The organism is Peptococcus niger, assembly GCF_900101835.1.
Taxonomy (GTDB): domain Bacteria; phylum Bacillota; class Peptococcia; order Peptococcales; family Peptococcaceae; genus Peptococcus; species Peptococcus niger.
This window is the reverse complement of sequence record NZ_FNAF01000006.1, coordinates 64,986-87,790: the sequence shown is the minus strand read 5'-3', so window position 1 is coordinate 87,790 and position 22,805 is coordinate 64,986. Positions and strand designations below refer to the sequence as shown.

The following is a 22,805-nucleotide window of genomic DNA, read 5'->3' as shown; positions in this document are numbered from 1 at the left end:
AAATCATGTTGAAAAAAATTCTGGCCCTTAGCGTCGCGGCGGCCTTTATGCTGTCCCTCGGCTCGGCGACTGCCTTTGCCTCAACGCCGGCAGCCGATGCCACCAAGACCACGGGTACCGATACGCCGAAAACAAGCCAAACGGCCCGCGTGGAACAGCCGAATTTTTATTTGGATGTCCAGCCCGGCACCATGACCGACCGGCTGACCATTACAGCAAAAGTCAAAAGCGAAGACAAGCTGATCTTACGCCGGGCAAAAACAGACGGCAAATGGGAAAATGTCGGTGAGGCCATTAAAGTGACTGCCAACGGCAATACCTCCTGGCAGAATCTCTCGCGTCAAGACACCGATGGCAGCTACTTCAGCTACCAAGTGGTTGCCTTGGCCCAAGTCGGCACGACTTCACCTGCCATTCGTGTGAGCCTGGATAAAACTGGTGCCATTCGCTTGACTGCAGAAACGGCCACCCTAACGGCCCCCAAACCAGATGAGAAAAATCCGGCCAAACCGGGCGAGACGACCAAACCATCTGAATCTGATAAACAGTGCAACCAAACAACCGATCCGCAAAACAAAGATAAGCAAGATAACAAGGATAATAAAGACAACAAAGACAACAAAGACAATAAAGCGACTCAAACCACCCAAAAACCGGCTGCCACAACCACCAGTAGACCCACCGCAAGCACCAGCAGAACCACAACGCCGACCAGCAGCACCAAAGTTATTCCAAAAACAGGTCAAGTCGGCTCACTGGCCCCGCTCGGTCTTCTCTTGGTTTCCGGCGGCTTAGCCCTATTGCGTCGCCGTCAATAGTTCAAAAGCGCATCGAACTGCTCGATGCGCTTTTTCTGTGATTAAAATAAGACCTAAAAATTAAATCGGCTGATTAAAAAAGAGTGGCAGGGGTATATATGAACCGAAAGCAATTATTATTGAATATCAAAGGGAAAATATCGAGGAGGATATACACATGGCCGTACATTATGAAACTCAGTTTACCAACGTTGGTGGCCGCGTCGGCGAATCTGTTGCCATTGATAATACGTTTAAACTTGACCAGCCGGGCGAAGATGGAAAAATGGCACCGGGTGCCACCAATCCGGAACAGCTCTTCGCTGCATCTCTCGCATCCTGCTACAATGGTGCTTTCCTCTATCACATGGAAGCTGCCGGTAAGAAAAGCGATGTTAAATTTATTGTCACCGTTTACCTGGAAGATGACCCGAACTATGAAGGCACCATGCGCGTTCGTGCTGTTTGCAAGGTTAACGCTCCCGAGCTGACCAAGGAAGAAATCAAAGATTTCCTCGAAAAAGCACAGACCACGAGCCCTTACACAAAAATGTTTAATGGCGGCGCCATTTTGGAAAATGTGGTTGAATAAGAATTCGGTGTTTTGTTCTGCATAAAAAATAAGCCTGCAGTCGATATTTCGGCTGCAGGCTTATTTTTTTGGTAAGCGCTAGGGTATAAGAATACAGGTTTATTGCTCCGCTCTATAAGCCTTTCCAGGTGCGGGGATATGGCGGTCTGCGCCTCATTTTTACTGTTGACGTCTATGTTGATCGGTGATATAGTTGCATTATCAACAGGGTCGCTCACCTTAGCCACTCTGGTACCGCCTTGCGGAAACCAAACAGATTTTACATCTGTTGCTAGGGTGAAGTCCCTGTTTTTTTGTTCTTTCGGCAGATCTCTTGCTGTCATTATTTTCAGCTGGTTAACCTCAATAGTACAATCTTTGCTACGGGTGATTCCGGTGGGTCAATCCCTTTGCGCCGCTTTTTCAGCGGGGGTTGGACGGGTTAAGACCAGTACGGCAAAGATGATGATCACAAAGCCGGCAATGTCCATAGGTGTGAAGCTTGTGCCCATCCAAAAATGGGAAAAGAGGGCGGCGGACACCGGTTCCACACAGGCCAGGAGGGAGGCACGAACCGGGCCGATTAAGCTGACGCCGTATAGAAAGAGGCTGAAGCTCATGACCGTGCCGACCATGACCAAACCAAAGACGCCAAAAACCATGCCCCCATCCCAGGTGATGACCTCGCCAAAGGGGCGGACGAGTGGTGTGAAAACCAGCCCGGCGATGAGCATTCCCCAGCCGGTGACGACCATGGCGCTGTGACGGCTTAAAATGCCCTGGGGCAATACGGTGTAGAGGGCCAGGGCAAAGGCGGAAATTAAACCCCAAAAGAGGCCTTTAGGAGAAAGGGCGAGGTTGGTCGGGTTGCCGTGGGTGGCCAATAAAAATACGCCCACCAATACGCAGATAATGGACACCGCTTCAAAAGGGTAGGGAAATCGTTTAAAGGTCAGGCAGGACCAGGCCAAAATAAAGATGGGTGCCGAATATTGCAGGACGGTGGCGGTGCCGCTGTTGGTCAGGCTGATGGCGACCAGGTAGGTGTACTGGACGGTCATTAAGCCGAAAACGGCAAAAATAAACAGACGCTTGGCATCGTAGGCGTCCAAAATAATTTTCAAGGGATTTTCTCCCTTACCACGCCAATAAAAAATGAGCGTCAGCGTCAATAAAATAACGCCGGATACCAGGAGGCGAAAAGATGTTAGCCATTCGCTGGATACCCCGCGGGTTTTAAATAAAAATTCGCTGCAAGTGCCTGAAAATCCCCAACAAATGGCTGCAAACAGCGTTAAAAACATGCCGAGCCGGCGTTTTTGCTCTTTTGTCATAGAAGATTCCCCCTGTGAGTAGGGTAGCATAGCTGATGGGCGGTTTCAAGCGACCCATGGACGAAAAAAATAAAGAATTGTAGCTTTACAATATGTGAGACATCCGGGATAGAAAAAAGCGATTGAGCCGGTTAAAATAGTTTTTACCAAAGGCTCTCTCCTTTTAACACAAAAACCACCTGCCTTTTGGTAGGTGGTTTTTAGTCAAATACTAATGCAATTATCTCTTCTTTAATACCATAATGCCGTAGAACTTGTTTTGCATCTTCGTCGGGCAGCTCATTAAAAAGTTTAGCCCTTTCCGGGTCCCCTTCCTGGTCTTCAATTACAAGAATCTCTGGGTCAGGATATCTCTCTAAATAAGCTTTTGCTTTTTCCGTCATGCTAGAGCACTTCCTTAAGTGTGAAATTATATGCTCGACTTAAATCCTGCATTGCATTAAGCTGAGCTTCGTATTAATTATACCCCAAATTGACGTTTTTGGCTATGTGTTTCTCCTTTCAACACAAAAACCACCTGCCTTTTGGTAGGTGGTTTTTAGCTGCGTAAAAATGCAATTATATCCTTGGGAGCGCCTTCCTGTTCTAATACTGTGATTTGTTCCTCTTCTGTTAATGAGTTAAAAAAAGCAGCACGTTCAGGATCTCCAACTCCGTCTTCTTTACAAATATATTCAGGCTCTGGGTATCTACGAAAATATTCTTTCACTCTGGAAGTCATTTACTACAGCTCCTTAAAACCAAACTTATGTCTCCGATCTAGTTCTTTTAGCGCTTTTTTCTGAGCTTTGTATTCATTATACCCTAATTTTTTATACTTGACAATAATGAGAATGTCTTCATGGGGTAGGATCTTTTCAAATCCCTCGTGCACTTCATACACTCATACCCGCCCGTCATGCTCAACGACAACGTTGCGCTTATATTTATTCTTAGCGGCAGTGTTAATGTCGGATGCGCTCGGCGGCATGCCTCGTGGGTGGTTATGGATCGCCACAAGCCGGTCAGGCTTGTCGCTTAAGAGTTGCCGCATCTTTTTTGTATAGGTAATGCGTTGGGGATCACTGGACAGATTATTATGGTATACTATTGGCGTTGTCACCCTCCAATCTGACAATAGATGGGAGGTGGTCGCATGACGATTGCAATATCCTTTTTACTTTCCATCATGGCAAATGTAACTTGCCATTACATTTGCAAGTGGCTAGATGAAAAGCACAGTGACAACTAGCCCAACAAAAAACCCACCGACTTGCCCTCGGTGGGTTTTTCTGTTCGCATAACTGCAATATCCTTTTGACAGGCGGCAAAGGCTCTGTCTTACTTAGATTATACCACATTTTGAAAGGTTATCAAATATATTGTGCTCAACCCGACACGGGAGATAAGAGATAACTTCATTATAAATGATATCTGCTATGCCTTTTGTAAGGTTGGCGGATTTTTCATCATGGAATTTTCCTGTGGGTATTCTAAGCTTTTTTAAGTAATATGGGGGGGTTACTTTAAAAGGCTCGTGCGCCTACAATGGAGGCAATGGCCACGCCTTCAATGTATCCGTTTTTTGACCAACATAGCCATTAGCTGCTTCCATTTAGGTTTACTGATCCCTAGATACTCCGGCAAAATAGCCGTGCTGTCTCCTTTCAACAAAAAGCTACCCGGGTGAGGGTGGCTTATGCTACTAATTCAAAAAAATGAGCTGGATACCAGTAAGCCTCTCCGGAATCATCAATAATTTGATACCAAGTGGAGTGCTTAAAAGTTTTTTCATCTAATACTTCATAAACTTTATTTTTTGTGCAAACAAGAAACTCCGTTTCCTTGATGTATCGGACTTTCACTCTAACCACCTCTTCACCCTGAATTTGTACTTACCGACTGTCTTCTCCTGAAACCAGTGTACTTCAGCTTTAACTTCATCATCATAGACATCTAAAACCCCATAGGCTTTAGCATGTTGCCACTTCGGGGGTTCCACCATACTGTTGTGCAAGCCCCTCTTTTACCGCATTTCTTAGCGGCTTAACGCCTTTATACCCCACAAAAATTTTTACGTTTTGTAAATAGGTGCCCTCAAAGTTAAATACTTCCCCAGTCGCGGGAGCCAAAACGTCATAGTTTCTAGCTTTTGCATCTACTGATTTAGGGATAAATATAATGCCTTTATCCTTATTATAGCCATTATCAGAGGAAACAGATACCCACTCCTTATAATCCTTTGCCCCGGTTAAATACGTCTGTCCGTATCTATCTCTTGGCAGATGATGGAGGTGCGGATAGCGACGCTTTCGTACTGCTTGACGCCGGCGCTGCAGTTTCCTTTTACGCCTAGGCTTTTTAGGTCGTCGCCATGACCGGACGCTCCCGTTTTAGGTTAGGCAAGCAATTTTTGGCATACAAAAAAGACCTTTTACCGACTTGTCCAGGTCGATTATGGTATACTATTGGCGTTGTCATTCCCATTCCGGCAACGGAAGGGGGTGTCGTAAATGCTGGAAAACTTGATTTCGCTAATCTTTACTGTCATGGCAAGTGTAGTTAGCCGCTATATTTGCAAATGGCTGGACAGTGAAGAAAACAAATGACAGCCAGCCTAAACAAAAAACCACCGGATGGCCCCGGTGGTTTTTTGTGTCATAAATACTATGACCTTGATTTCGCTTGACAGGCGGCAAAGGCTCTGTCTTACTTAGATTATACCACATTTTGAAACGGTATCAAACACATTGTGCTTAACCCTGCACGGGAGATGGTGGATTACCTTGCTTAAATAAATGTTTCATGGCCTTTAAGGTCTCATAGGCTTTTTTCATCATGGAATTTTCCTGCAGGTAGGCGATGCCCGCCGGGGTAATGCGCATATCGTCTAAGCCGCGCAGTTGACTGGCATTGCGCTGGCCTAAAATGGGCACCTCATGTATGGATACCCCTTCAATTAGGCCGTCTTTCAGTAAATAGTCAAGAATATAGCGGTAGTAGTGCGGGTCTATCCCTTCCGAGTAGCTTCTAGCCGAATAACGTTCCTGTCCAAAAGCTTTCTACACTTGAGGCAGTCGTATAAATAGCTGAGCAGGTAGTAGACGATGACGTGGTAATCGTTTTTGGCCATAAACTCTCCTTTCAACGCAAAAACCACCCGGGTTGGGTGGCTTTTAATCAAATGCTATCGCTATAGCCTCTTCTTTTACACCATAGTGTCGCAGAACCTGCTTTGCGTCTTCGTCAGGTAGCTCACTAAAAAGTCTAGCCCTTTCTGGGTCTTCTTCTTGGTCTTCAATCACAAGAATCTCTGGGGTAGGATATTTTTCTAAATATGCTTTTGCCCTTTCCGTCATATTAAATCACTTCCTTAAGTGTGAAATTATATGATCGACTTAAATCCTGCATTGCATTAAGCTGAGCTTCATATTCATTATACCCCAAATTGACGTTTTTGGCCATGTGCTATCTCCTTTCAACGCAAAAACCACCTGCCTTTTGGTAGGTGGTTTTTAATCAAATGCTATTGCTATTTCTTTTTCAGTGGCGCCTTGTTTCCTCAAAACGTATTTAGCTTCTTCGTCCGTAAGTTCATGAAACAACCTAGCCCTTTCCGGATCGCCTTCTTGATCTTCAATAAACAGATACTCCGATTTAGGGTATTTTTTTAGATACGCCTCAGCGCGCTTTGTCACTTTACAACACTTCCTTTATCGAAAAATGATAAGATTCGCTCAAGCTTTTCAAAGCTTCATATTGGGCTACAAATTCATGATACCCTAATCTCTTATACTTTTCAATAATGAGAATATTTTCATGGGTAGAATCTTTTCGAATCCCTCGTGCACTTCATACACAAATACCCGACCATCATGCCCTGTGGGTGGCTATGAATCGCCACAAGCCGGTCAGGCTTGTCGTTTAAAAGTTGCTGCATCTTTTTTGTATTGTTTTTATATACTTTAAGAGAATATCTGCTTGTTGCATCACTATTATTAGTATTAATGACCAACTTGTCAAGTTGGCTCTTAATCAATTATCTTAACTATATCTTCCGCAGGGATATCGTCTGTTTCCCACTCTATGTTCCCATCTGACAGGGGTATGTCTATATCGCCTAAATAAAATATCTTACCCTCGACGTTAAAGATTTCTATAATTTGAGCCGTGCGACCGTCTTTTAATAAAACCTTGTCGTACTGTTTTATTTTCATTTTTTTCTCCTTAATAGAGTTCTCTTTTTAGTTATTCTGGTACTGGTTTGGGGAAACCACATAGATTTTATATCTATGGAAGGAATGAAGGCTGGACAGGAAGTTGGTACTCATAGACAGCGTCCCCTAAGGCAAGGTAGGTTTTGCCTTAGGGGACGCTGTTTTTGCTGGGATAGTTTCGCTCCTGTATTGCCTGCTAATGCTTGCTTTTAGAAGGCGCGAATTAAAATGTTGCGCAGGTCTTCGGGGCTTGGGGTGCGTGGGTTGGTGGGGGTGCAGCGGTCGGCGAGGGCTTGGGTGACGAGGGTTTCCAGGGCGGATTCATAGTCATCCCAGGGAATGTCAGTGCCGGCAATGCCCAAGGGGACGTCGAGGGACTGCTTGAGGTTGGTGACGGCGGCAATGAGGTTGACTACGCCTTCACGGGCGGTGCGGGCCGGCAGGTCCAGGATTTTTGCCAGGTGGGCGTATTTGTCTGTGGCTCGGTTTTGGGCACTGCCGTTGAGGTCGGCGTTATACTGGATGACGCCTTCAATTAAAAGGGCATTGGCGCGGCCATGGGGCAGGTGCCAATATCCACCTAGGGCGTGGGCCAAACTGTGGTTAATGCCCAGGCCGGCATTTTCAAATGCAGCGCCGGCTAGGCAAGAGGCATTGTGCATCCGTTCTCTGGCGGTGTCGTCGTCCAGATTTTCTTTTAATTGGGGCAGGCAGTCAAAAACGACCTGAACGGCTTTTTCTGCCATGGCGTCTGAAAAATCTGTGGCGTTGACGGAGACGTAGGCTTCAAATGCGTGGGTGAGGACGTCCAGTCCGGTGTCCACGGTAACCTTATAGGGGATGGCATTGGTACAGGTCGGGTCTAAGATGGCCATATCCGGTGCCATCATGGCGTCGATTAAGGTGGTCTTTTTGCCGTCTGCATCGGTAATCACGGAAAATGAGGTGACTTCTGAGCCGGTACCGCTGGTGGAGGGAACGGCGACGAAGGTCGGCCGCTGGAAGCTTGTGCCCTGCTGGTCGCACAAGGCGCGCCACATATATAGGGCGGCTTTGGCAGTGTCGATGACGGAGCCACCGCCCAGGGCGATCAATAGGCTGGGGCTGATCCGTTGTAAGGTGGCCAAACAATCGGTAACCACAGCCACATCCGGGTTGGGCTTGGCCCCTGTCCAAACTTCAGCAGTTGAATGGGCTTGGTCCAGGTAAGCTTTGATTTTATCCACATAGCCAAATTGGGCCATGGTTGCATCGCTTACGATGACAGCACGTTCGTCTTGGCAATGGCTCAGCAGGGCTAATGACCCGCGGTTAAAATAAATTTCGGGACGCATATTAAATGTTTTCATTCGACAGGCACACTCCTTTATTCGGACCTTATCTTTAAAGACAGTATAGGATGGGAGCATAATTGGGTCAAGGGCCTAAGGATGCTCCCCTGCCGGTCGGATTTATTGGCGTGACAGTGGAGGTAATTGCCGGAGGATGCCACGCTGGGGAAGTGGAGGTGGTCGCTTGTCGGAGTTATGCTTCGGCAGATTTGCGGAAGCAGGCGAGCCAAATGCAGGGGTCGGTGGTGTCGATGACGCTGTGGCGCCGGTGGGGCGGCAAAAGGGCGTGATCGCCGGTATTGAGAACCATGCGGCGGCCGGTGTCATCGGCTAAAATGGCCCGGCCATCTAAGACGGCAACCCATTCGCAATCGGCTTGATCGTAAAGAAAACCTTCAGGTGAGCAATGGCCACGGCTGACAATGCGTTCAATCCGCCAGCCGGCGTCTTCCTGCAGGACTTCAACTTGCTCCGCTTGGTCAGCGTCTAGGGGGGACAGGTCAAATAAATTGCGGCCGCCCGGGAAAGGGGCCGGGGTGTGCAAGGCGTCTTTGATGACGGTGTAGGCGTCCGGCAAGGCGGCATCCGGCCAGTGGGCGCGGTTGGCCGGGCTGGGAGAGGGCAACAAGCTTGCCGGCAGGTCGATTGTATCGGCCCAGTTGGCCTGGTAGGTTTGCCAGGCCTTTTGCCCAGTGCAAAAGATGTGACCGATGGCGGTGCCCTTGATTTTAGCAGGGATATTGTTCAGCTCTGCATGGCGAATGCTGCTGTCGTCAGCGCCGTCAATATCCGCTTGGGCAAAGACATCCCAGAGGGCAATTTTATGACGCTTGGCAAATTCACGGCAGGCATCGGCATGCAAGGGCTGGGGTTCCTTAAAAAGCCTTGCCAGGGTTGGCCAAAAGCGGTTTTGCGGGTGACCGTAATAAAGACCCCGCCGCCGTGATTCAGGTGAGGGCAGGGTGCCTAAAATCAGGACTTCCGAATCATGCCATATCCAGGGCGCGAGGGGGTGAACAATGGTTTTACGCATGGCTGATGTTCACCTGGCATACCGCCATGGCTTCCAGTGCCCGCTCATGGCTTTCCGGTGAAACGCCGGCACAGGCGGAGGCATCGACATAGATGGGCACTTCCGGGAGGAAGGCCTTGATCAAGAGCGCATTGGAAATGACGCAGATGTCTGTACAGACGCCAACGAGGGTGATGGCGGTTAAGCGCTTTTCATCGTCTAAGGCCTTCAGGGCCATGGCCAGTTCAGGTGAGCCGAAGGTTGGCTTGTCAAAATAGGTGACTTGCCGGCCGGCCAGGGCATCGGCAACGGCGGGGACCAGCTGCCAGCCCTCGGTACCGGCTTCGCAATGGGGGACCGGCAAATGATGGCCTTCCTGGCGGGTCATGTAGTCATCCGCGTGGGTATCCCGGGTGACAAAAATATTCCCCTGGTGCTGGCGGATCCGGTCCGCCACCCGGTCAACGATGGCTTGCCCTTCGGCGGTGCCAAGGCTGCCGGTGATGAAATCGTTTTGCATATCTACAACCACTAAAATATCGTTCATGGTATCACTCCTGGTAAGATGACTATTCGCTATAGTAAAGTTGTGACCTACTCTGGCACCATCGTAACACGTTCGCCTGATGGGGTCGAGGGGGAACGTCAGCGGGGGACAATAAGTTTTCGAGAAAAGACAAATTGTACTTGCAAATACATGCATAGTTAGATACTATTTTTATGGTGCTTGTCTGTAAAAATAGCGTTTATGAATAAGGGAGGTATTATCTTTGTCCGAACAGAAAAAAACAAAATTTGGCTTGGTCCCACGGCTCTTACTGGGGATTGTCCTCGGTTTGATCGTCGGGAGCTTTGTCAATGAGCCAGTCATTCGCGTATTTACGACGGTGGCAAATATTTTTGCGCAGTACTTGGGCTTTATCATTCCGCTGCTCATCATTTCTTTTGTTACCGCCGGGATTGCTCAACTGGCCGCCGGTGGAGCCGGTCGCCTCTTAGGCTTTACCGTTTTACTGGCCTACTGCTCAACCCTTGTTGCCGGTACCCTGGCTTATGCCGTTGACTCAGCCATTTTTCCTCATTTTATCACCTCTGATATTATCAAAAATTTCACGGAAAGCTCGGCAACTGAAATTGAGCCCTATTTGGAATTTACACTAGATCCGATTTTTAGCGTAACAACGGCCATTGTCCTGGCCTTTATTCTAGGGATTGGGATTGTTACCCTGCGCATGAGAGACGATACTAAGTCTGTCGGCGATTTGCTGAAAGATATTTTTGTCGGCCTGCAGGAAATCGTTTACCTGGTCTTGGCCAAGACCATCATTCCCATTTTGCCTATCTACATCGGTCTGACTTTTGCCAAAATGAGCTATACCGGCGAAGTCTGGAGTGTCTTGAAGGTTTTCTGGAAGGTCTACGTGGTCATCTTGATCCTGCATTTCCTTTACTTGACCTTCCTGTTCTCCGTTGCCGGGACAGTCAGCGGCAAAAGCCCCTTGCGCTTGATGAAAAATCAGATTCCAGGTTATTTGACAGCCGTTGGGACCCAGTCCTCTGCAGTGACCATTCCGGTTAACCTGCAATGTGCCGAGAAAAATGGGGTCACCAAAGGGATTCGTGATTTTGTCGTACCCCTTTGCGCCACCATTCATTTGGCCGGTTCGACCATTACCATCACCAGCTGCGCTACAGGCGTGTTGATGATGAGCAATATGCCCCACAGCATGGGGCTGATGATTCCCTTTGTCTTGACCTTAGGCGTTGTCATGATTGCTGCACCGGGTGCACCGGGCGGCGCCATTATGAGTGCCCTTTCCTTCCTGCCGATGATTGGCATTCCGGTGGAAGGCGCTTTGGCCAGCTTGATGATTGCCCTCTACCTGACCCAGGATTCCTTCGGGACCGCCTGCAACGTCAGTGGCGACAATGCGATTGCTGTCTTTATTGACACCTTTAAGGACCGCATTACCGGCCGTCACCAGCCGGATGGCAATCAGTAAGACCTTATCGTCGGGTTAAGACACTTACAAACAACACCGGAAAAGGTGCGTCACTTTTGTGGCGTGCCTTTTTATTTTGGCAAAATAACCGCTGGGTGACGGTGGTCAGCAGGATTGGCAAAGGTGTATACTGGAGGGAGAGGTGAGGGCCATGTTTGAAATTTATGACGTGCAGTATAGGGGCATTTTAAGCATCCCGCGGCTCAGCATTGAAACAGGGCGGATCACGTCCATCGTTGGGCCGAGCGGCAGTGGCAAAACGACATTTTTGCGCATGCTGAATAAGATGGTCAGCCCAGACCGGGGCAAGATCTATTGGCAGGGGCACGACCTGGCCGATGTGGAGGCGGTCAAGCTGCGTCGACAGGTGGTCATGCTGGAGCAGACACCGGTTATTTTTACCGGCAGCATTGGGGATAACTTGCAGCAGGGCCGCCTTTTTGCTGAATTGCCACCGGTTGATGAAGAGGTTCTTCGGCAGGCCCTGGCGCAAGTGGCGCTGGACAAGTCACCGGCAGACAGGCCCGATGACTTGTCCGGCGGCGAGCGGCAGCGTCTGGCCTTGGCACGGGTGATGCTGATGCAACCGGAGGTCTACCTCTTGGATGAGCCGTCAGCGGCCTTGGATAGGGATACGGCGGATGAGGTCATCGGCAGGGTGGTGGCTCATATCCGGGACCAGGGTAAAACACTGGTCATGGTCACCCATGCCCAGTCCCTTGCCGAGCGCTATTCTGATGCTATGATCGAGATTGAGCGTGGGCGGGTGGCAGCTTGCCGGGTGGTGCAATATGGGTAAAGGCATTATGGAATTGGGCTTTTGGCAAATTTTTGCAGCCTATATTTTTATAGTGTTGGTGCTGTTCCTGGCCCATCGTCGCGGGATCCGGCGGGAAAAGGAACTTGTACTGGCTTCAGTGCGGATGACCTTACAGCTGATCTTGGTAGGGTACGTCCTGATTTATATTTTCGCCAATCCGGCGCCGATTATAACCTTGGTCATCCTGGCGATTATGGAAGTCTTTGCCATTTTTAATATTTTTAAACGGACCCACATGACTGGACAGCCGAAACTGCAGCACAGTGTGGCGGTGGCCATGTTGACCGGCACCGGACTTTGTATGGTGTATTTTTTGTGGGTTGTGATCCGCAACGACCCCTGGTATGACCCGCAGTATTTTATTCCCTTGGGTGGGATGATTGTGGGCAATTCGATGACGGCGGTGGCCTTAGGGGCCAACCGGCTTTTAGGGGACTTGCAGGCCAAACGAAGCCTGGTAGAAGGGGCGTTGATGCTTGGCGCCACGCCGCAAAAAGCCATTGCGCCTCTTTTGCGGGATGCCTTCGATGCGAGTCTTTTGCCGACGATTAATTCCATGCTGGGCATGGGCATTGTCTTTTTGCCGGGCCTGATGACCGGACAAATTCTGTCGGGGGTATCGCCCTTGGTGGCCATTACCTATCAAATTGCGGTGATGCTGGGCATTCTAGGCAGTGTGGCCCTTTCCGTATTCGTCTTTTTACAGTTGGCGCCGCGGGCTTTTTTCAATCGGTCCGCGCAGCTATTGCAGGACAAGGACCCATCAAAAAACGCCTTGCCGTAAAGGCAAGGCGTGGGCAAGTCAGTTTAGCTTTCGGCGGTGATCATATCCGGCTGGGGACGGTTATTGGCCGTGTAGTGTTTGGCGATGCCGCCGGTAACGGCGACTTGACCATCCTTATAATAGAGGATCATGTCAAAGTCCTTGGCGTGTTTTTGCCAATAGGCAATGGCTTCTTTGGGGCCGAGCACGTAAAGGGCGCGGGAAAGGGCGCTGGCGGTGGCACCGCTTTGGGCGATGACACTGACCGAATTCAGCCCGTTTTCTGCGGGCATGCCCGTTTGCGGATTCAAAATGGAATGCCAGGTTTTCCCGTCGGCTTCAAAGCTGCGCTGGTAATCGCCGGTGGTGATGACGGCCTTATTGTTCACATCGACAGAGCCGATGTATCCGGTATCGTTGGAGGGGTCTTGGATGCCGATCCGGAAATCCGTTTTATCCGGGTGACGGTGGAGCACTTGGACGTTCCCGTCAATGTTGACCAGGCCGGAACTGATGCCGGCATCTTGTAGGACATCCATGAGCCGATCTGAGAGGGCGCCCTGGCTGATGCCGTCAAAGTCAAGACCCATGCCGGCACGGGTAAAGCGCATGTTGCCCGTTTGCGGATTCACCCGGACCTCGTGGGGATTGGTCAAGGGCAAGGCCGCTTGCAGGGCCGGCTCATCCGGCTTGTGGTAATCGCCGGTGGGAAATCCCCACAGCTGGCTCACCGGATAGAGGGCCACGTTATAGGCACCGCCGGTGTCATCGTAAACTTGAAGGGCCTTATCAAACAAGGCCAGGACTTCAGGGCTCAAAGTGCCTTCGCCTGTTTTGTTTAACCGGGCAATTTCGCCGCTGTCTGTGGTGGCGGAAAAAATACGGTTAAAGCGGTTCACCTCGCTAAAAGCGGCCCGCATGGCTTTTTTGGCACTGTCTTTATCCTTGGCGAATAAGCGAATGTGAATGGTTGTGTCCAGTGCAAAGCCGTCCGCATCTGCGGCCACAGGGGCGGAGCTGTACCCGCTGTCACCGAAGGTGATGGTGGGCATGTCCATGTCGTCAAAGGCTGTTTTATCGACGACAGCTGTTGCCGGTTGCGGGCTGCTGTCAGATGTTGCCGGTGTATTTTTTTCTTGCGCATCGGTAGCGTTGTGGCAAGCGCTCAAGACGAGGGCGCTGAGCAAACAGAACGCAAGGACTTGTTTTTTCATGATTCCCTCCTGGATGATAGGTAGGGTTAAGGTAGCACAAGGGCAAGTCTTTTGTCAACCAAATGGCCGGGGAGTGGGCCGATTGTGGCCATATCTTAAAAATAACAATTGAGGATTGCAAAGGAGATAACTATGCAGGAAGCGATTAAATTACTCATGACCTTTGACGCCGGTGAAAGCCCCATCTGGCGGGAATTGCTTATTCCCAGACATGCCACTGCGGCAGACCTGGGGCGCTGGTTGGCGATTGCCGCCGGTTACAAGGGCACGGAAAGTTGGGAGATTCTTTGCCCGGAATTTAAAATGCGCATTACTGAAGACAGGGCCCTGCTGAATGAAGCCAAGGTGTTGAAGGCAGAACGGGCGGCTGAGGCTGAGGCCAAGGGAGAAGAAGTTGAAGAAACCCCCGGTGAAACCGTCATCGTATACGCCGGTGACCTGCCCCTGTGGCCTTTTTTAAAAGACCACCCGAACCTGACCTTTCTATATGATATGATCGATGAATGGCGCTGGCGCCTATCTGCAGAGCCGATGGATGAGGCGGTGGACGGTGACTTGCCACGCTTGGTCCAGGGCATCGGCACGGCGCCCTTTGTGGGGGTCGGCGGCTTGCAGGGCTACTACGACGTGCTGGCGCATTTAACCGAGAACGGTCCGCAGGCAGATGAGATTCGCGATTGGCTGGAGGACCAGGACCTGTACTTCTTTGACGCTGACCGGGTTCAGGCGGCGTTAAAGGTGTGTGCGGCCGAAAGAAAAAACAGATAAACGGTTGACGAACCGGCTGGACTGGGATAGAATATCATTGTGACGCAATAACACGTTACTATGCTAAAGTAAAAGCATGTACCAATAGATTGAGAGAGCGAAAGGAGCTTGAGCAATGAACATGGCACGCTTGACCCCGGAGGGCAGCAGCGATGTGCTGACCCCCTTGGCAGACCGTGAGTACAGGGTCGCCGGTCAGTTGCGCAACTTATTTCAAGCCTACGGGTATGAAGAAGTCCGGACCCCGGGCATTGAATATTACGATGTTTTTACTGCAGGCAAACGGTATTTTTCGCAGGAAAGCATGGTGAAATCCATTGACCGCCATGGCCGTTTGACGGTGATTCGTCCGGATGCAACGGTGCCGATTGCGCGATTGGTGGCCACCAAGCTTTCAGGCAGGGCGCTGCCGCTCAGACTCTTTTATGATGAGATGATCTACCGCAATTCCAGCACCCTGCAGGGCTTTTCCAATGAAATGCACCAATGTGGTGTGGAACTTTTGGGCAGCGATGGCTACAAGACCGATGCGGAAATGATCGCTTTAAGCTGGTCCGCCTTGCGCGCCATAGGGCTGAACCGGTATCGGCTGGAATTGGGACATGTGGGCGTTGTGGATGCCCTCTTGAATGCGCTGGGCGCTGAAGATGAAACGGCTGCTCAGATTCGCGCCTCCCTGGAAGGGAAGAACTTTTCCCGCCTGCGGGATATTTTGGCCCCGTATGGGGACGAACCGGTGGTGCGGGCCTTTCTGGCCCTGCCGCGCTTGTTCGGTGACCACCGGGTCCTGGAAAAGGCCCGTGAAGTGGTGGCACCGGTGGCGCCGGAGGTGGCCCAGGTTTTGGATGAACTGGAGCGCCGGTATGAATTGGCGCGGGCCCTGTGCCGCGATGAGCATATTATGCTGGACCTGAGCCTGGCCAACCAGGCGGACTATTACAGCGGGCTGGTCTTCCGCGGCTACATTGACGGCAGCGGCGAGGCGGTCCTGTCCGGCGGGCGCTATGACGGGCTCCTGAAAAACTTTAACTACCCAGTCCCGGCCATCGGTTTTGGTGTCCGGATTGATTTGATCGCCCAGGTGCTCAATCGGCGTCGGCCACCGGAGCGGGAGCCCTTTTACCTGCTCTTTGCAGCCCGGGAGGACTTATCTGAGGCGCTGATTTGGCGCAGTCAACGTCAGGAACGTTTGGTCCTGGCCATTTCCGACCGACGTGAAGACGTGGCGGCGGAAGCGGAGCGCTTGGGTGCAAAAGGCGTTATGATTTTTGAAAATGGCGATGTCCATTGGCAGGAGGTGTGACATGCTGAGAATAGCTTTAACAAAGGGGCGGTTGGAAAAAGAAGCGACGGCCCTTTTAGCCCGGGCCGGATACGATACCGCCGCCCTGGCCGACAAGGGCCGGCGGCTGATTCTGCCGGTGGGCGATGATATTGAAGTCATGCTCGCCAAGGCACCGGATGTGATCACCTATGTGATTCACGGGGTCTGTGATATGGGCATTGTCGGTAAAGATACCATTATGGAATACGGCGGCTCTTTTTATGAGGTCATGGACTTGGGCTTTGGCCGCTGTCGTTTTGCGCTGGCGGTGCCCAAGGGAACGGACTTTTATGCCGACTACACCGGTCACCGGCTGGCCAGTAAGTATCCCAATGTCACCCGCGATTATTTTGCGCGAAAGGGCATGGATGTGGGTATTATAAAAATAGAGGGGTCTGTGGAGTTGGCCCCCTTATTGGGTCTGGCGGACGGCATTATTGATATTGTTGAAACCGGTAACACCCTGAAGGAAAACGGCTTGGAAGCCATTGAAGATGTGGCGGCCTTGTCTGCTCGTTTGATTGTGAATACGGCCGCCATGAAGCTGAAGAACCATGACATTGAGGCCTTTATTGAAAACGTATCCCGGGAGGTGGCCCTATGATCCCCTGCCTGTCGACCAAGGACAAGGCCCACCTGGCTTACTTGCAGCGGCTGGAAAACCGGCTGGACGCACCGGATGCCGAGCTGGTCCGGCAGGTGCAGGCCATATTGACGGCTGTGCGTGAAGAAGGCGATGCGGCCCTATGCCGCTACAGCGAACGTTTTGACGGATTTGCCGGGCCGGTCCGTTTTTTGGAGCCGGCCGATTGCCAGGCCGCCTTGGCCCGGTTGGCGCCTGACCTGCGGGCAGCCTTGGAAAAAGCGGCAGCCCATATCCGCGCCTTTCATGACAAGCAGCGGCCGGAAGGCTTTGTTCTCCAAAAAGCCAACGGCGTCCAGTTGGAGCAGCGCCTTCTGCCCCTCAAACGGGTTGGCCTTTATGTGCCCGGAGGACGGGCGGCCTATCCGTCCACCGTGCTGATGAATGCCATTCCGGCGCGTATTGCCGGGGTGGAAAGCTTGATTGTCGCCACACCGCCGGATGCCCAAGGGCAGGTGAACGATATGACGCTGGCGGCCTGTGCCGTGGCCGGCGTGGACCGGGTGCTCTTGGCCGGTGGCGCTCAGGCCTGTGCGGCCTTGGCCTACGGGACGGCATCGGTGCCCAAGGTGGACAAGATCACCGGGCCGGGCAACGCCTATGTGGCAACGGCCAAACGGTTATTGTACGGCGTTGTGGACATTGACATGATTGCCGGTCCCTCTGAAATCCTCATTGTGGCCGATGGCGATGCCAATCCGACCTGGTTGGCGGCGGACTTGCTGGGCCAATGTGAACACGATCCCCAGGCCGCCGGCATTCTCCTTACGCCGGATGCGGCCCTGGCGGAAGCGGTCCGGCAGGCGGTTATTGACCAAGCTGCCCAAGCCCCGCGCCGTGACATCATTAGCCAGGCCCTGGACCGGTATTCGGCCATCATTGTAACCAAGGACTTGGATGAAGCCATGGCGATTGCGGAAAGGGTGGCACCGGAGCATTTGGAGTTGGTCGGTGAAGGACCGGAGTCCCGGATCGATATGGTGCGGTCTGCCGGATCCGTCTTCCTGGGGCCCTACACACCGGAAGCGGTGGGCGACTATATGGCGGGCACCAATCACGTCCTGCCCACCGGCGGCACGGCACGATTTTTCTCCCCCCTGGGGGTGGAAAACTTTATGCGGCGCATGCAGGTATCCCGCTATTCACAAGAAGCGTTGACAGAAGATGCGGCCGCAATCGTGGCGTTTGCCCAGGCGGAAGGCCTGTACGCCCACGCACGGTCGGTTGAGATAAGGGGTGAGGGCTGATGGCAACAATTTATTTAAATGCGAATGAAAGTCCCTTTAATTTAAGCGAAGAAAGTCAAAACTTGCTGTGCCACGCCTTGCGCACGGTGAAGTTTAACCGCTATCCGGATCCGGCTGTAGCCGGGCCCATTGAAGCCTTTGCAGACTACTATGGCGTTTCGCCGGACTTGGTGATTGGCGGCAACGGGTCAGACGAGCTGCTCATGCTGCTCATGCTGGCTTACGCTGGGGACAAGCGGCCGGTAGCCTTGAGCACGCCGGATTTTTCCATGTACGATCAATATGCGGCCCTGGCCGGTGTTCAAACCGTCAAGCTTGCTAAAGGGCCGGAGGGTCGGCTGGATCCGGCCGCCTACCTGGCGGAGGCGAAGGCCCAAGGCTGTGGCATGCTCCTCTTCTCCAACCCCTGCAACCCCCTTGGCAGCGGCCTTCTACGCCAAGAGGTCCTGGCTTTGGCAGCGGACTTTGAGGGCCTGGTTGTGGTGGATGAAGCCTACATGGACTTCTGGGATCAGACCGTGATTGACAAGGTAACAGCGACCGGGAATTTGGCGGTTTTGCGCACGGCCTCCAAGGCCTTTGGCTTGGCAGCCTTGCGGCTTGGCTTCGGCCTTTTTCCAAAAGAAATGCTAAGCCGCTTGGAAGCCATCAAAAGCCCCTACAATGTGAACAGTCTGTCCCAGTTATTCGGTACCTTGTTGTACGGCCAGCCGGACCACATTTGCGAACGCTGTGCCAGCGTGGTGGCCGGCCGGGAAAAATTACAGGAAGCCCTGGAAGCGCTGTTGGCCAACCGGGAAGGGGCCCGTGTTTTTCCGTCGGTGACGAATTTTATTTACTTTGAAGTGCCTGATGCGGAAAAAATAGACCTTGCCTTGCAGGCGGCAGGCATCGTGATCCGTCGCTTTGGTGCGCACGGTTTGCGGGTGACCTGCGGATTGCCGGAAGAAAACGACTGCTTTTTAGAAGCCCTGGCGGCTATTCTCAGAAAGGATGACTTGTGATGAGCATTGAACGCAGACGTCATACACGAGAAACAGATATCCATTTGCTCTTGGACCTGGATGGCACCGGCCATACCACCATTGAGACGGGCATCGGCTTTTTTGACCATATGTTGACCGCCTTGGCCGTTCATGCCGGCTGGGATTTGACCCTATATTGTGACGGTGACTTGGAAGTGTGCGGTCACCATACTGTGGAAGACTGCGGCATTGTCCTGGGTGATGCCCTGCACCAAGCCTTGGGCGCGAAAACCGGCTTGGCCCGTTACGGCGAAGCCTTCATCCCCATGGATGAAGCCCTGGCGCGGGCGGTGGTTGATGTGAGCGGCAGGCCCTACCTGGTCTTTGATGCCGACTTTACAGCCCCGATGATCGGTCAGCTGGACACCCAATTGGTGGAAGAATTTTTCCGCGCCTTTGTTATGCACGCCGGCATTACCCTGCACATAGCCGTTCTCTCCGGGCACAACGACCACCATCGGGTGGAGGCGATTTTTAAAAGCACGGCCCATGCCCTGCGCAAAGCCCTGGCTAAACGGGAGGGCATCCTATCTACAAAAGGCGTTTTTCACGCCTGATTTTTACAAGGAGGCGACACATGATTATTTTACCGGCCATTGATATTAAGGGTGGCACCTGCGTCCGCCTATATCAAGGCGATTTAGATACCGCCCATAAGGTGGCGGACAACGCATTGGACACGGCACGCCGCTTTGAAGCCGCCGGCTGTAAGTGGCTGCACATGGTGGACTTGGACGGGGCCTTACAGGGGATGGCGTTAAACAGCGGCATTTTTCTGGAAATCGGCAAGCGGACCAACCTGCGCATTGAGCTGGGCGGTGGGATCCGGACAGCAGACCAGATCCGGCACTATCTAAACAACGGCATCCGTCGGGTGGTGCTGGGGTCCATTGCCATTGAGGACCCCAATTTTGTTCGCCGGGCCATTAACAATTTCGGCCCGGAATCAATTGCCGTGGGCATTGACGCCAAAGACGGCTATGTTTGTGGCGATGCCTGGACCTCTAAAAGCGATATTGACTACATTGAAATGGCCGAAAAGATGGCCGAGCTGGGCGTCCACACCTTTATTTATACGGACATCAGCCGCGATGGGACCTTAACCGGTCCGGACCTGGACGGGCTCAAACGCTTACGAGAGGCCATGCCCGAATCTGAACTCATCGCCTCCGGTGGCGTGCACACAAAAGAGGACATTCGCGCCATCAAGGACTTGGGCATTGATGGGGTCATCTGCGGGAAAGCCTTATATGAAGGCACCCTTGACTTGGAAGACGCATTGGCGATTGCCAAAGGAGAGACACATGAATAAAAAACGTTTAATCCCCTGCTTAGACACCCGTGACGGTAAAGTGGTCAAAGGCGTTCACTTTGTAGACGTCAAAGACGTTGGCGATCCGGCAGACCTGGCCAAGCGGTACACAGAAGAAGGGGCCGATGAGCTGGTCGTTTTGGACATCACCGCCGGCACCGAAGGACGGGCCACCCGCTTGGATGTTTTGAAACGGGTTTGCGCCGTCACCGACCTGCCCGTAACCCAAGGCGGCGGCATGACCTCCCTGGCAGATATTGATGCCGCCATGGCCGCCGGGGCCACCCGGGTGGGCATCAATTCCGCAGCGGTGAAAACCCCGGATCTCTTGCGCCAGGGCGTAGAGAAATACGGCAAAGACGCCATTGTAGCTGCCATTGACGCCAAAGAAGTGGATGGCTCCTGGCACGTCTTTATAGGCGGTGGCCTGGAAGATACCGGTAAAGACCTTTTGCCCTGGGCTAAGGAAGTGGAAGCCCTGGGCGTCGGCGCCATCTTGCTTACCTCCATTGATGCAGACGGCACCAAGGCCGGCTATGACATTCCCATGACCCGTGCCGTTACCGAAGCGGTCTCTATTCCGGTCATCGCCTCCGGCGGCGCCGGGAAGGTCCAGGACATCATCGACGTGCTCAAAGAAAGTGACTGCGAGGCGGCCTTGGCTGCTTCCGTCTTCCATTTCGGGGAAATGTCCGTTGGCGAAATCAAAGCAGCCCTGAAAGAAGAAGGGCTGGACGTTTATTGATGCAGCCGCTCAGCCAATATTTTAAAAAAAGCAGCCTGGTGCCCGCCATCGTTCAAGATGCCCGGAGTGGCGAGGTCCTGATGCTGGCCTACATGAACGAAGAGGCCCTGCAGGCAACGCTGGATACCGGCGAAACGGTTTTTTGGAGCCGGTCCCGGCAAACCCTCTGGCATAAGGGAGAAACCAGCGGCAATACCCAGAAGGTGGTCTCCATCACAGCCGATTGTGACCTGGACACTTTCCTGATCAAAGTGTTGCCCGCCGGACCGGCCTGTCATACTGGCGCCGTCACTTGCTTTTTTAACCCTGTCTTACCGGAAAGTCATCAATAGGGGGATTTATGCAAAGTTTAGAACAGCTTTATCAAGTCATTGAAGAGCGGCGCATCGCTCCTTTTGAAGGCTCCTACACCGCCTATCTTTTTGATGAAGGATTGGATAAAATCTTAAAAAAAGTCGGTGAAGAATCGACGGAAGTGGTCATTGCCGCTAAAAATACCGATGCAGATGCCTTTGTTGGTGAAATTAGCGACCTGCTCTATCACCTGATGGTACTTCTGGCTGAAAAAGGCGTTTCCCTTGACGCCATTGACGCTGAATTGATGCGCAGGGCTGAACGCATCGGCAATAAGAAACCGGTGCATGCCAGCGACCACGAGAGCTGATCCTTGCGTCTGGGGCCTGATTCTGCTATGATGAAGCCAATTTCGAAAGGAGCATGCCAATGAAAGTTATTTTATTACAAGATGTTGCCAAGGTGGGTAAGAAAGATGACGTCGTTAATGCAAAAACCGGCTATGCGCGCAACTTTCTCATTCCCAATGGATTGGCCGTTGAAGCAAGCAAAAAAAGTTTGAAAGAGTTGGCAGAGCGTCAAGAAGCCCAAGCCGAAGAAGCCGCCTATGAATTGGCCCAAGCCAAGGCCATTGCCGAGCAACTCAAAGATGCAAAGGTACAAGTGTACACGAAAGTCGGCTCCGGCGGTAAGACCTTTGGCGCCGTCACCAATAAAGAAATAGCCGAAGCCTTACAACAGCAATACGGCGTTGATATTGACCGGCGTAAAATTATCCTCCCGGAACGCATTAAAGACCTAGGCGTTGCGGAAGTGACCTTGAAATTGCACCCGCAGGTGCATCCGACCTTGCGCGTACAAGTCTCCGCCGAAGAAAACTAAAGGCCTACCCTGCAGAGAAACCCCCTGCAGGGTATTTTTATGGGTCCAGAAAAAAGTAAATTAAAAAATGGCATAAAATGTTTGTTTTTTGTCAAAAAAGGCCCTTTTACATCTTGACAGGACTGCCATCTCTTTGTATAATTTTTGGTCAACTTGACAAACCCTTTCTGATGCACTATACTGTATATGATATGCTAAAGAGGTCATCGAAAGGGTGAAGGTTGTATGTCCAAGAGAACCATTGAGCGTTTGCGCAAAGCACTGACCCCATTTGTCGGGTGCGACATAGACGTGGACGCAAATGTCGGTCGAAAACGCATTGTACCGTATGAAGGTGTCCTGGAAAATACATATCCCAATTTATTTGTTGTCCGTGTTGGGGATGATAGCGATGAAGAAGAGCGGCGTTTATCTTTCAGCTACGTGGACTTGTTCACGGGGAATGTCGTTATTTCATTGCACAAAGACGGACACACCTATTCATTAACCCCCAATATTAACTAACCAGCAGAGGACCCTCAAGG

Annotated in this window: 31 protein-coding genes; 18 read left to right on the top strand and 13 right to left on the bottom strand. The window is 51.7% G+C overall.

Annotated elements, in window-relative coordinates; translation table 11 throughout:
* The first annotated feature begins 5 nt into the window (after window positions 1-5).
* Window positions 6-818 carry a hypothetical protein gene (locus BLQ16_RS06165; RefSeq protein ID WP_091791874.1) on the top strand — a complete coding sequence of 271 codons (813 nt, stop codon included), beginning with the start codon at window positions 6-8 and terminating at the stop codon, window positions 816-818.
* Window positions 819-975: 157 nt separating this feature from the next.
* Window positions 976-1,389, top strand: coding sequence for an OsmC family protein (locus BLQ16_RS06160; RefSeq protein ID WP_091791873.1), 414 nt, complete (start codon window positions 976-978; stop codon window positions 1,387-1,389).
* Window positions 1,390-1,769: 380 nt separating this feature from the next.
* Here BLQ16_RS06160 and BLQ16_RS06155 read toward each other — a convergent pair whose 3' ends face one another.
* The 3 genes from BLQ16_RS06155 to BLQ16_RS06145 all read right to left on the bottom strand — a co-directional run bounded on the left by BLQ16_RS06155 (window position 1,770) and on the right by BLQ16_RS06145 (window position 3,423).
* The gene (locus BLQ16_RS06155; protein ID WP_159428010.1) at window positions 1,770-2,702 is read right to left on the bottom strand and encodes a DMT family transporter; all 933 of its coding nucleotides are present in this window, start codon (window positions 2,700-2,702) and stop codon (window positions 1,770-1,772) included.
* Between the two features lie 200 nt (window positions 2,703-2,902).
* Window positions 2,903-3,085 (bottom strand): hypothetical protein, encoded by a 183-nt coding sequence (locus tag BLQ16_RS06150; RefSeq protein WP_091791871.1) that lies wholly within the window; start codon window positions 3,083-3,085, stop codon window positions 2,903-2,905.
* A gap of 155 nt (window positions 3,086-3,240) precedes the next feature.
* Entirely contained in the window at window positions 3,241-3,423 is a 183-nt protein-coding gene (locus BLQ16_RS06145; protein ID WP_091791870.1) for a hypothetical protein, read from the bottom strand.
* Between the two features lie 399 nt (window positions 3,424-3,822).
* On the opposite strand from BLQ16_RS06145, the gene BLQ16_RS09790 reads away from it, so the two are divergent.
* Window positions 3,823-3,933, top strand: a complete 111-nt coding sequence (locus BLQ16_RS09790; RefSeq protein ID WP_341443782.1) for a DUF2158 domain-containing protein — start codon at window positions 3,823-3,825, stop codon at window positions 3,931-3,933.
* A gap of 445 nt (window positions 3,934-4,378) precedes the next feature.
* Here the strand turns inward: BLQ16_RS09790 and BLQ16_RS09720 are convergent, their stop codons facing one another.
* The 9 genes from BLQ16_RS09720 to BLQ16_RS06110 form a co-directional block, all read right to left on the bottom strand.
* Window positions 4,379-4,546, bottom strand: a complete 168-nt coding sequence (locus tag BLQ16_RS09720; protein WP_200781891.1) for a hypothetical protein — start codon at window positions 4,544-4,546, stop codon at window positions 4,379-4,381.
* Between the two features lie 891 nt (window positions 4,547-5,437).
* Window positions 5,438-5,641: a YjcQ family protein gene (locus BLQ16_RS06140; protein ID WP_242868966.1), complete on the bottom strand. Its 204-nt coding sequence runs from the start codon at window positions 5,639-5,641 to the stop codon at window positions 5,438-5,440.
* A 50-nt stretch (window positions 5,642-5,691) separates the two neighbouring features.
* Window positions 5,692-5,814: a hypothetical protein gene (locus tag BLQ16_RS09875; protein WP_278308568.1), complete on the bottom strand. Its 123-nt coding sequence runs from the start codon at window positions 5,812-5,814 to the stop codon at window positions 5,692-5,694.
* 43 nt (window positions 5,815-5,857) lie between these two features.
* A complete protein-coding gene (locus tag BLQ16_RS06135; RefSeq protein ID WP_091791868.1) occupies window positions 5,858-6,040 on the bottom strand; it encodes a hypothetical protein in 183 nt (60 codons plus the stop codon).
* 156 nt (window positions 6,041-6,196) lie between these two features.
* Window positions 6,197-6,379 carry a hypothetical protein gene (locus BLQ16_RS06130; RefSeq protein ID WP_091791867.1) on the bottom strand — a complete coding sequence of 61 codons (183 nt, stop codon included), beginning with the start codon at window positions 6,377-6,379 and terminating at the stop codon, window positions 6,197-6,199.
* 333 nt (window positions 6,380-6,712) lie between these two features.
* The gene (locus tag BLQ16_RS06125; protein WP_091791866.1) at window positions 6,713-6,898 is read right to left on the bottom strand and encodes a hypothetical protein; all 186 of its coding nucleotides are present in this window, start codon (window positions 6,896-6,898) and stop codon (window positions 6,713-6,715) included.
* 209 nt (window positions 6,899-7,107) lie between these two features.
* Complete coding sequence (locus BLQ16_RS06120; RefSeq protein ID WP_091791865.1) at window positions 7,108-8,247, bottom strand: 1-propanol dehydrogenase PduQ; 1,140 nt, start codon at window positions 8,245-8,247, stop codon at window positions 7,108-7,110.
* A gap of 175 nt (window positions 8,248-8,422) precedes the next feature.
* Entirely contained in the window at window positions 8,423-9,262 is an 840-nt protein-coding gene (locus tag BLQ16_RS06115) for a DNA-deoxyinosine glycosylase (RefSeq protein WP_091791864.1), read from the bottom strand.
* A complete protein-coding gene (locus BLQ16_RS06110) occupies window positions 9,255-9,788 on the bottom strand; it encodes a cysteine hydrolase family protein (RefSeq protein WP_091791863.1) in 534 nt (177 codons plus the stop codon). The genes BLQ16_RS06115 and BLQ16_RS06110 overlap by 8 nt, the downstream gene beginning before the upstream one ends.
* A 223-nt stretch (window positions 9,789-10,011) precedes the next feature.
* On the opposite strand from BLQ16_RS06110, the gene BLQ16_RS06105 reads away from it, so the two are divergent.
* The 3 genes from BLQ16_RS06105 to BLQ16_RS06095 all read left to right on the top strand — a co-directional run bounded on the left by BLQ16_RS06105 (window position 10,012) and on the right by BLQ16_RS06095 (window position 12,848).
* Window positions 10,012-11,244: a dicarboxylate/amino acid:cation symporter gene (locus tag BLQ16_RS06105; protein ID WP_091791862.1), complete on the top strand. Its 1,233-nt coding sequence runs from the start codon at window positions 10,012-10,014 to the stop codon at window positions 11,242-11,244.
* Window positions 11,245-11,395: 151 nt separating this feature from the next.
* On the top strand, window positions 11,396-12,043 hold the full coding sequence (locus tag BLQ16_RS06100) for an ABC transporter ATP-binding protein (RefSeq protein WP_091791861.1): 648 nt from the start codon (window positions 11,396-11,398) through the stop codon (window positions 12,041-12,043).
* The gene (locus tag BLQ16_RS06095; protein WP_091791860.1) at window positions 12,036-12,848 is read left to right on the top strand and encodes an ABC transporter permease; all 813 of its coding nucleotides are present in this window, start codon (window positions 12,036-12,038) and stop codon (window positions 12,846-12,848) included. Before BLQ16_RS06100 ends, BLQ16_RS06095 begins: the two co-directional genes overlap by 8 nt.
* Window positions 12,849-12,871: 23 nt before the next feature.
* Here the strand turns inward: BLQ16_RS06095 and BLQ16_RS06090 are convergent, their stop codons facing one another.
* Window positions 12,872-14,041, bottom strand: a complete 1,170-nt coding sequence (locus BLQ16_RS06090; RefSeq protein ID WP_091791859.1) for an FAD:protein FMN transferase — start codon at window positions 14,039-14,041, stop codon at window positions 12,872-12,874.
* A 132-nt stretch (window positions 14,042-14,173) separates the two neighbouring features.
* On the opposite strand from BLQ16_RS06090, the gene BLQ16_RS06085 reads away from it, so the two are divergent.
* The 12 genes from BLQ16_RS06085 to BLQ16_RS06030 all read left to right on the top strand — a co-directional run bounded on the left by BLQ16_RS06085 (window position 14,174) and on the right by BLQ16_RS06030 (window position 22,785).
* Window positions 14,174-14,809: an IS1096 element passenger TnpR family protein gene (locus BLQ16_RS06085; protein ID WP_091791858.1), complete on the top strand. Its 636-nt coding sequence runs from the start codon at window positions 14,174-14,176 to the stop codon at window positions 14,807-14,809.
* Window positions 14,810-14,924: 115 nt separating this feature from the next.
* Complete coding sequence (hisZ, locus tag BLQ16_RS06080) at window positions 14,925-16,112, top strand: ATP phosphoribosyltransferase regulatory subunit (RefSeq protein ID WP_091791857.1); 1,188 nt, start codon at window positions 14,925-14,927, stop codon at window positions 16,110-16,112.
* Window position 16,113: 1 nt separating this feature from the next.
* Complete coding sequence (gene hisG / locus BLQ16_RS06075; protein WP_091791856.1) at window positions 16,114-16,737, top strand: ATP phosphoribosyltransferase; 624 nt, start codon at window positions 16,114-16,116, stop codon at window positions 16,735-16,737.
* Window positions 16,734-18,023, top strand: a complete 1,290-nt coding sequence (gene hisD / locus BLQ16_RS06070; protein WP_091791855.1) for a histidinol dehydrogenase — start codon at window positions 16,734-16,736, stop codon at window positions 18,021-18,023. Before hisG ends, hisD begins: the two co-directional genes overlap by 4 nt.
* The gene (locus tag BLQ16_RS06065; protein WP_091791854.1) at window positions 18,023-19,027 is read left to right on the top strand and encodes a pyridoxal phosphate-dependent aminotransferase; all 1,005 of its coding nucleotides are present in this window, start codon (window positions 18,023-18,025) and stop codon (window positions 19,025-19,027) included. Before hisD ends, BLQ16_RS06065 begins: the two co-directional genes overlap by 1 nt.
* The gene (gene hisB, locus BLQ16_RS06060; RefSeq protein ID WP_091791853.1) at window positions 19,027-19,605 is read left to right on the top strand and encodes an imidazoleglycerol-phosphate dehydratase HisB; all 579 of its coding nucleotides are present in this window, start codon (window positions 19,027-19,029) and stop codon (window positions 19,603-19,605) included. The genes BLQ16_RS06065 and hisB overlap by 1 nt, the downstream gene beginning before the upstream one ends.
* A 20-nt stretch (window positions 19,606-19,625) precedes the next feature.
* Window positions 19,626-20,360 (top strand): 1-(5-phosphoribosyl)-5-[(5-phosphoribosylamino)methylideneamino]imidazole-4-carboxamide isomerase, encoded by a 735-nt coding sequence (gene hisA, locus BLQ16_RS06055; protein ID WP_091791852.1) that lies wholly within the window; start codon window positions 19,626-19,628, stop codon window positions 20,358-20,360.
* A complete protein-coding gene (hisF, locus tag BLQ16_RS06050; RefSeq protein ID WP_091791851.1) occupies window positions 20,353-21,105 on the top strand; it encodes an imidazole glycerol phosphate synthase subunit HisF in 753 nt (250 codons plus the stop codon). Before hisA ends, hisF begins: the two co-directional genes overlap by 8 nt.
* A complete protein-coding gene (hisI, locus tag BLQ16_RS06045; protein ID WP_091791850.1) occupies window positions 21,105-21,437 on the top strand; it encodes a phosphoribosyl-AMP cyclohydrolase in 333 nt (110 codons plus the stop codon). Before hisF ends, hisI begins: the two co-directional genes overlap by 1 nt.
* Before the next feature lie 8 nt (window positions 21,438-21,445).
* On the top strand, window positions 21,446-21,769 hold the full coding sequence (gene hisE, locus BLQ16_RS06040; RefSeq protein WP_091791849.1) for a phosphoribosyl-ATP diphosphatase: 324 nt from the start codon (window positions 21,446-21,448) through the stop codon (window positions 21,767-21,769).
* Window positions 21,770-21,828: 59 nt separating this feature from the next.
* Window positions 21,829-22,281 (top strand): 50S ribosomal protein L9, encoded by a 453-nt coding sequence (gene rplI, locus BLQ16_RS06035; RefSeq protein WP_091791848.1) that lies wholly within the window; start codon window positions 21,829-21,831, stop codon window positions 22,279-22,281.
* A 225-nt stretch (window positions 22,282-22,506) separates the two neighbouring features.
* On the top strand, window positions 22,507-22,785 hold the full coding sequence (locus BLQ16_RS06030) for a Veg family protein (RefSeq protein WP_091791847.1): 279 nt from the start codon (window positions 22,507-22,509) through the stop codon (window positions 22,783-22,785).
* Window positions 22,786-22,805 lie beyond the last annotated feature (20 nt).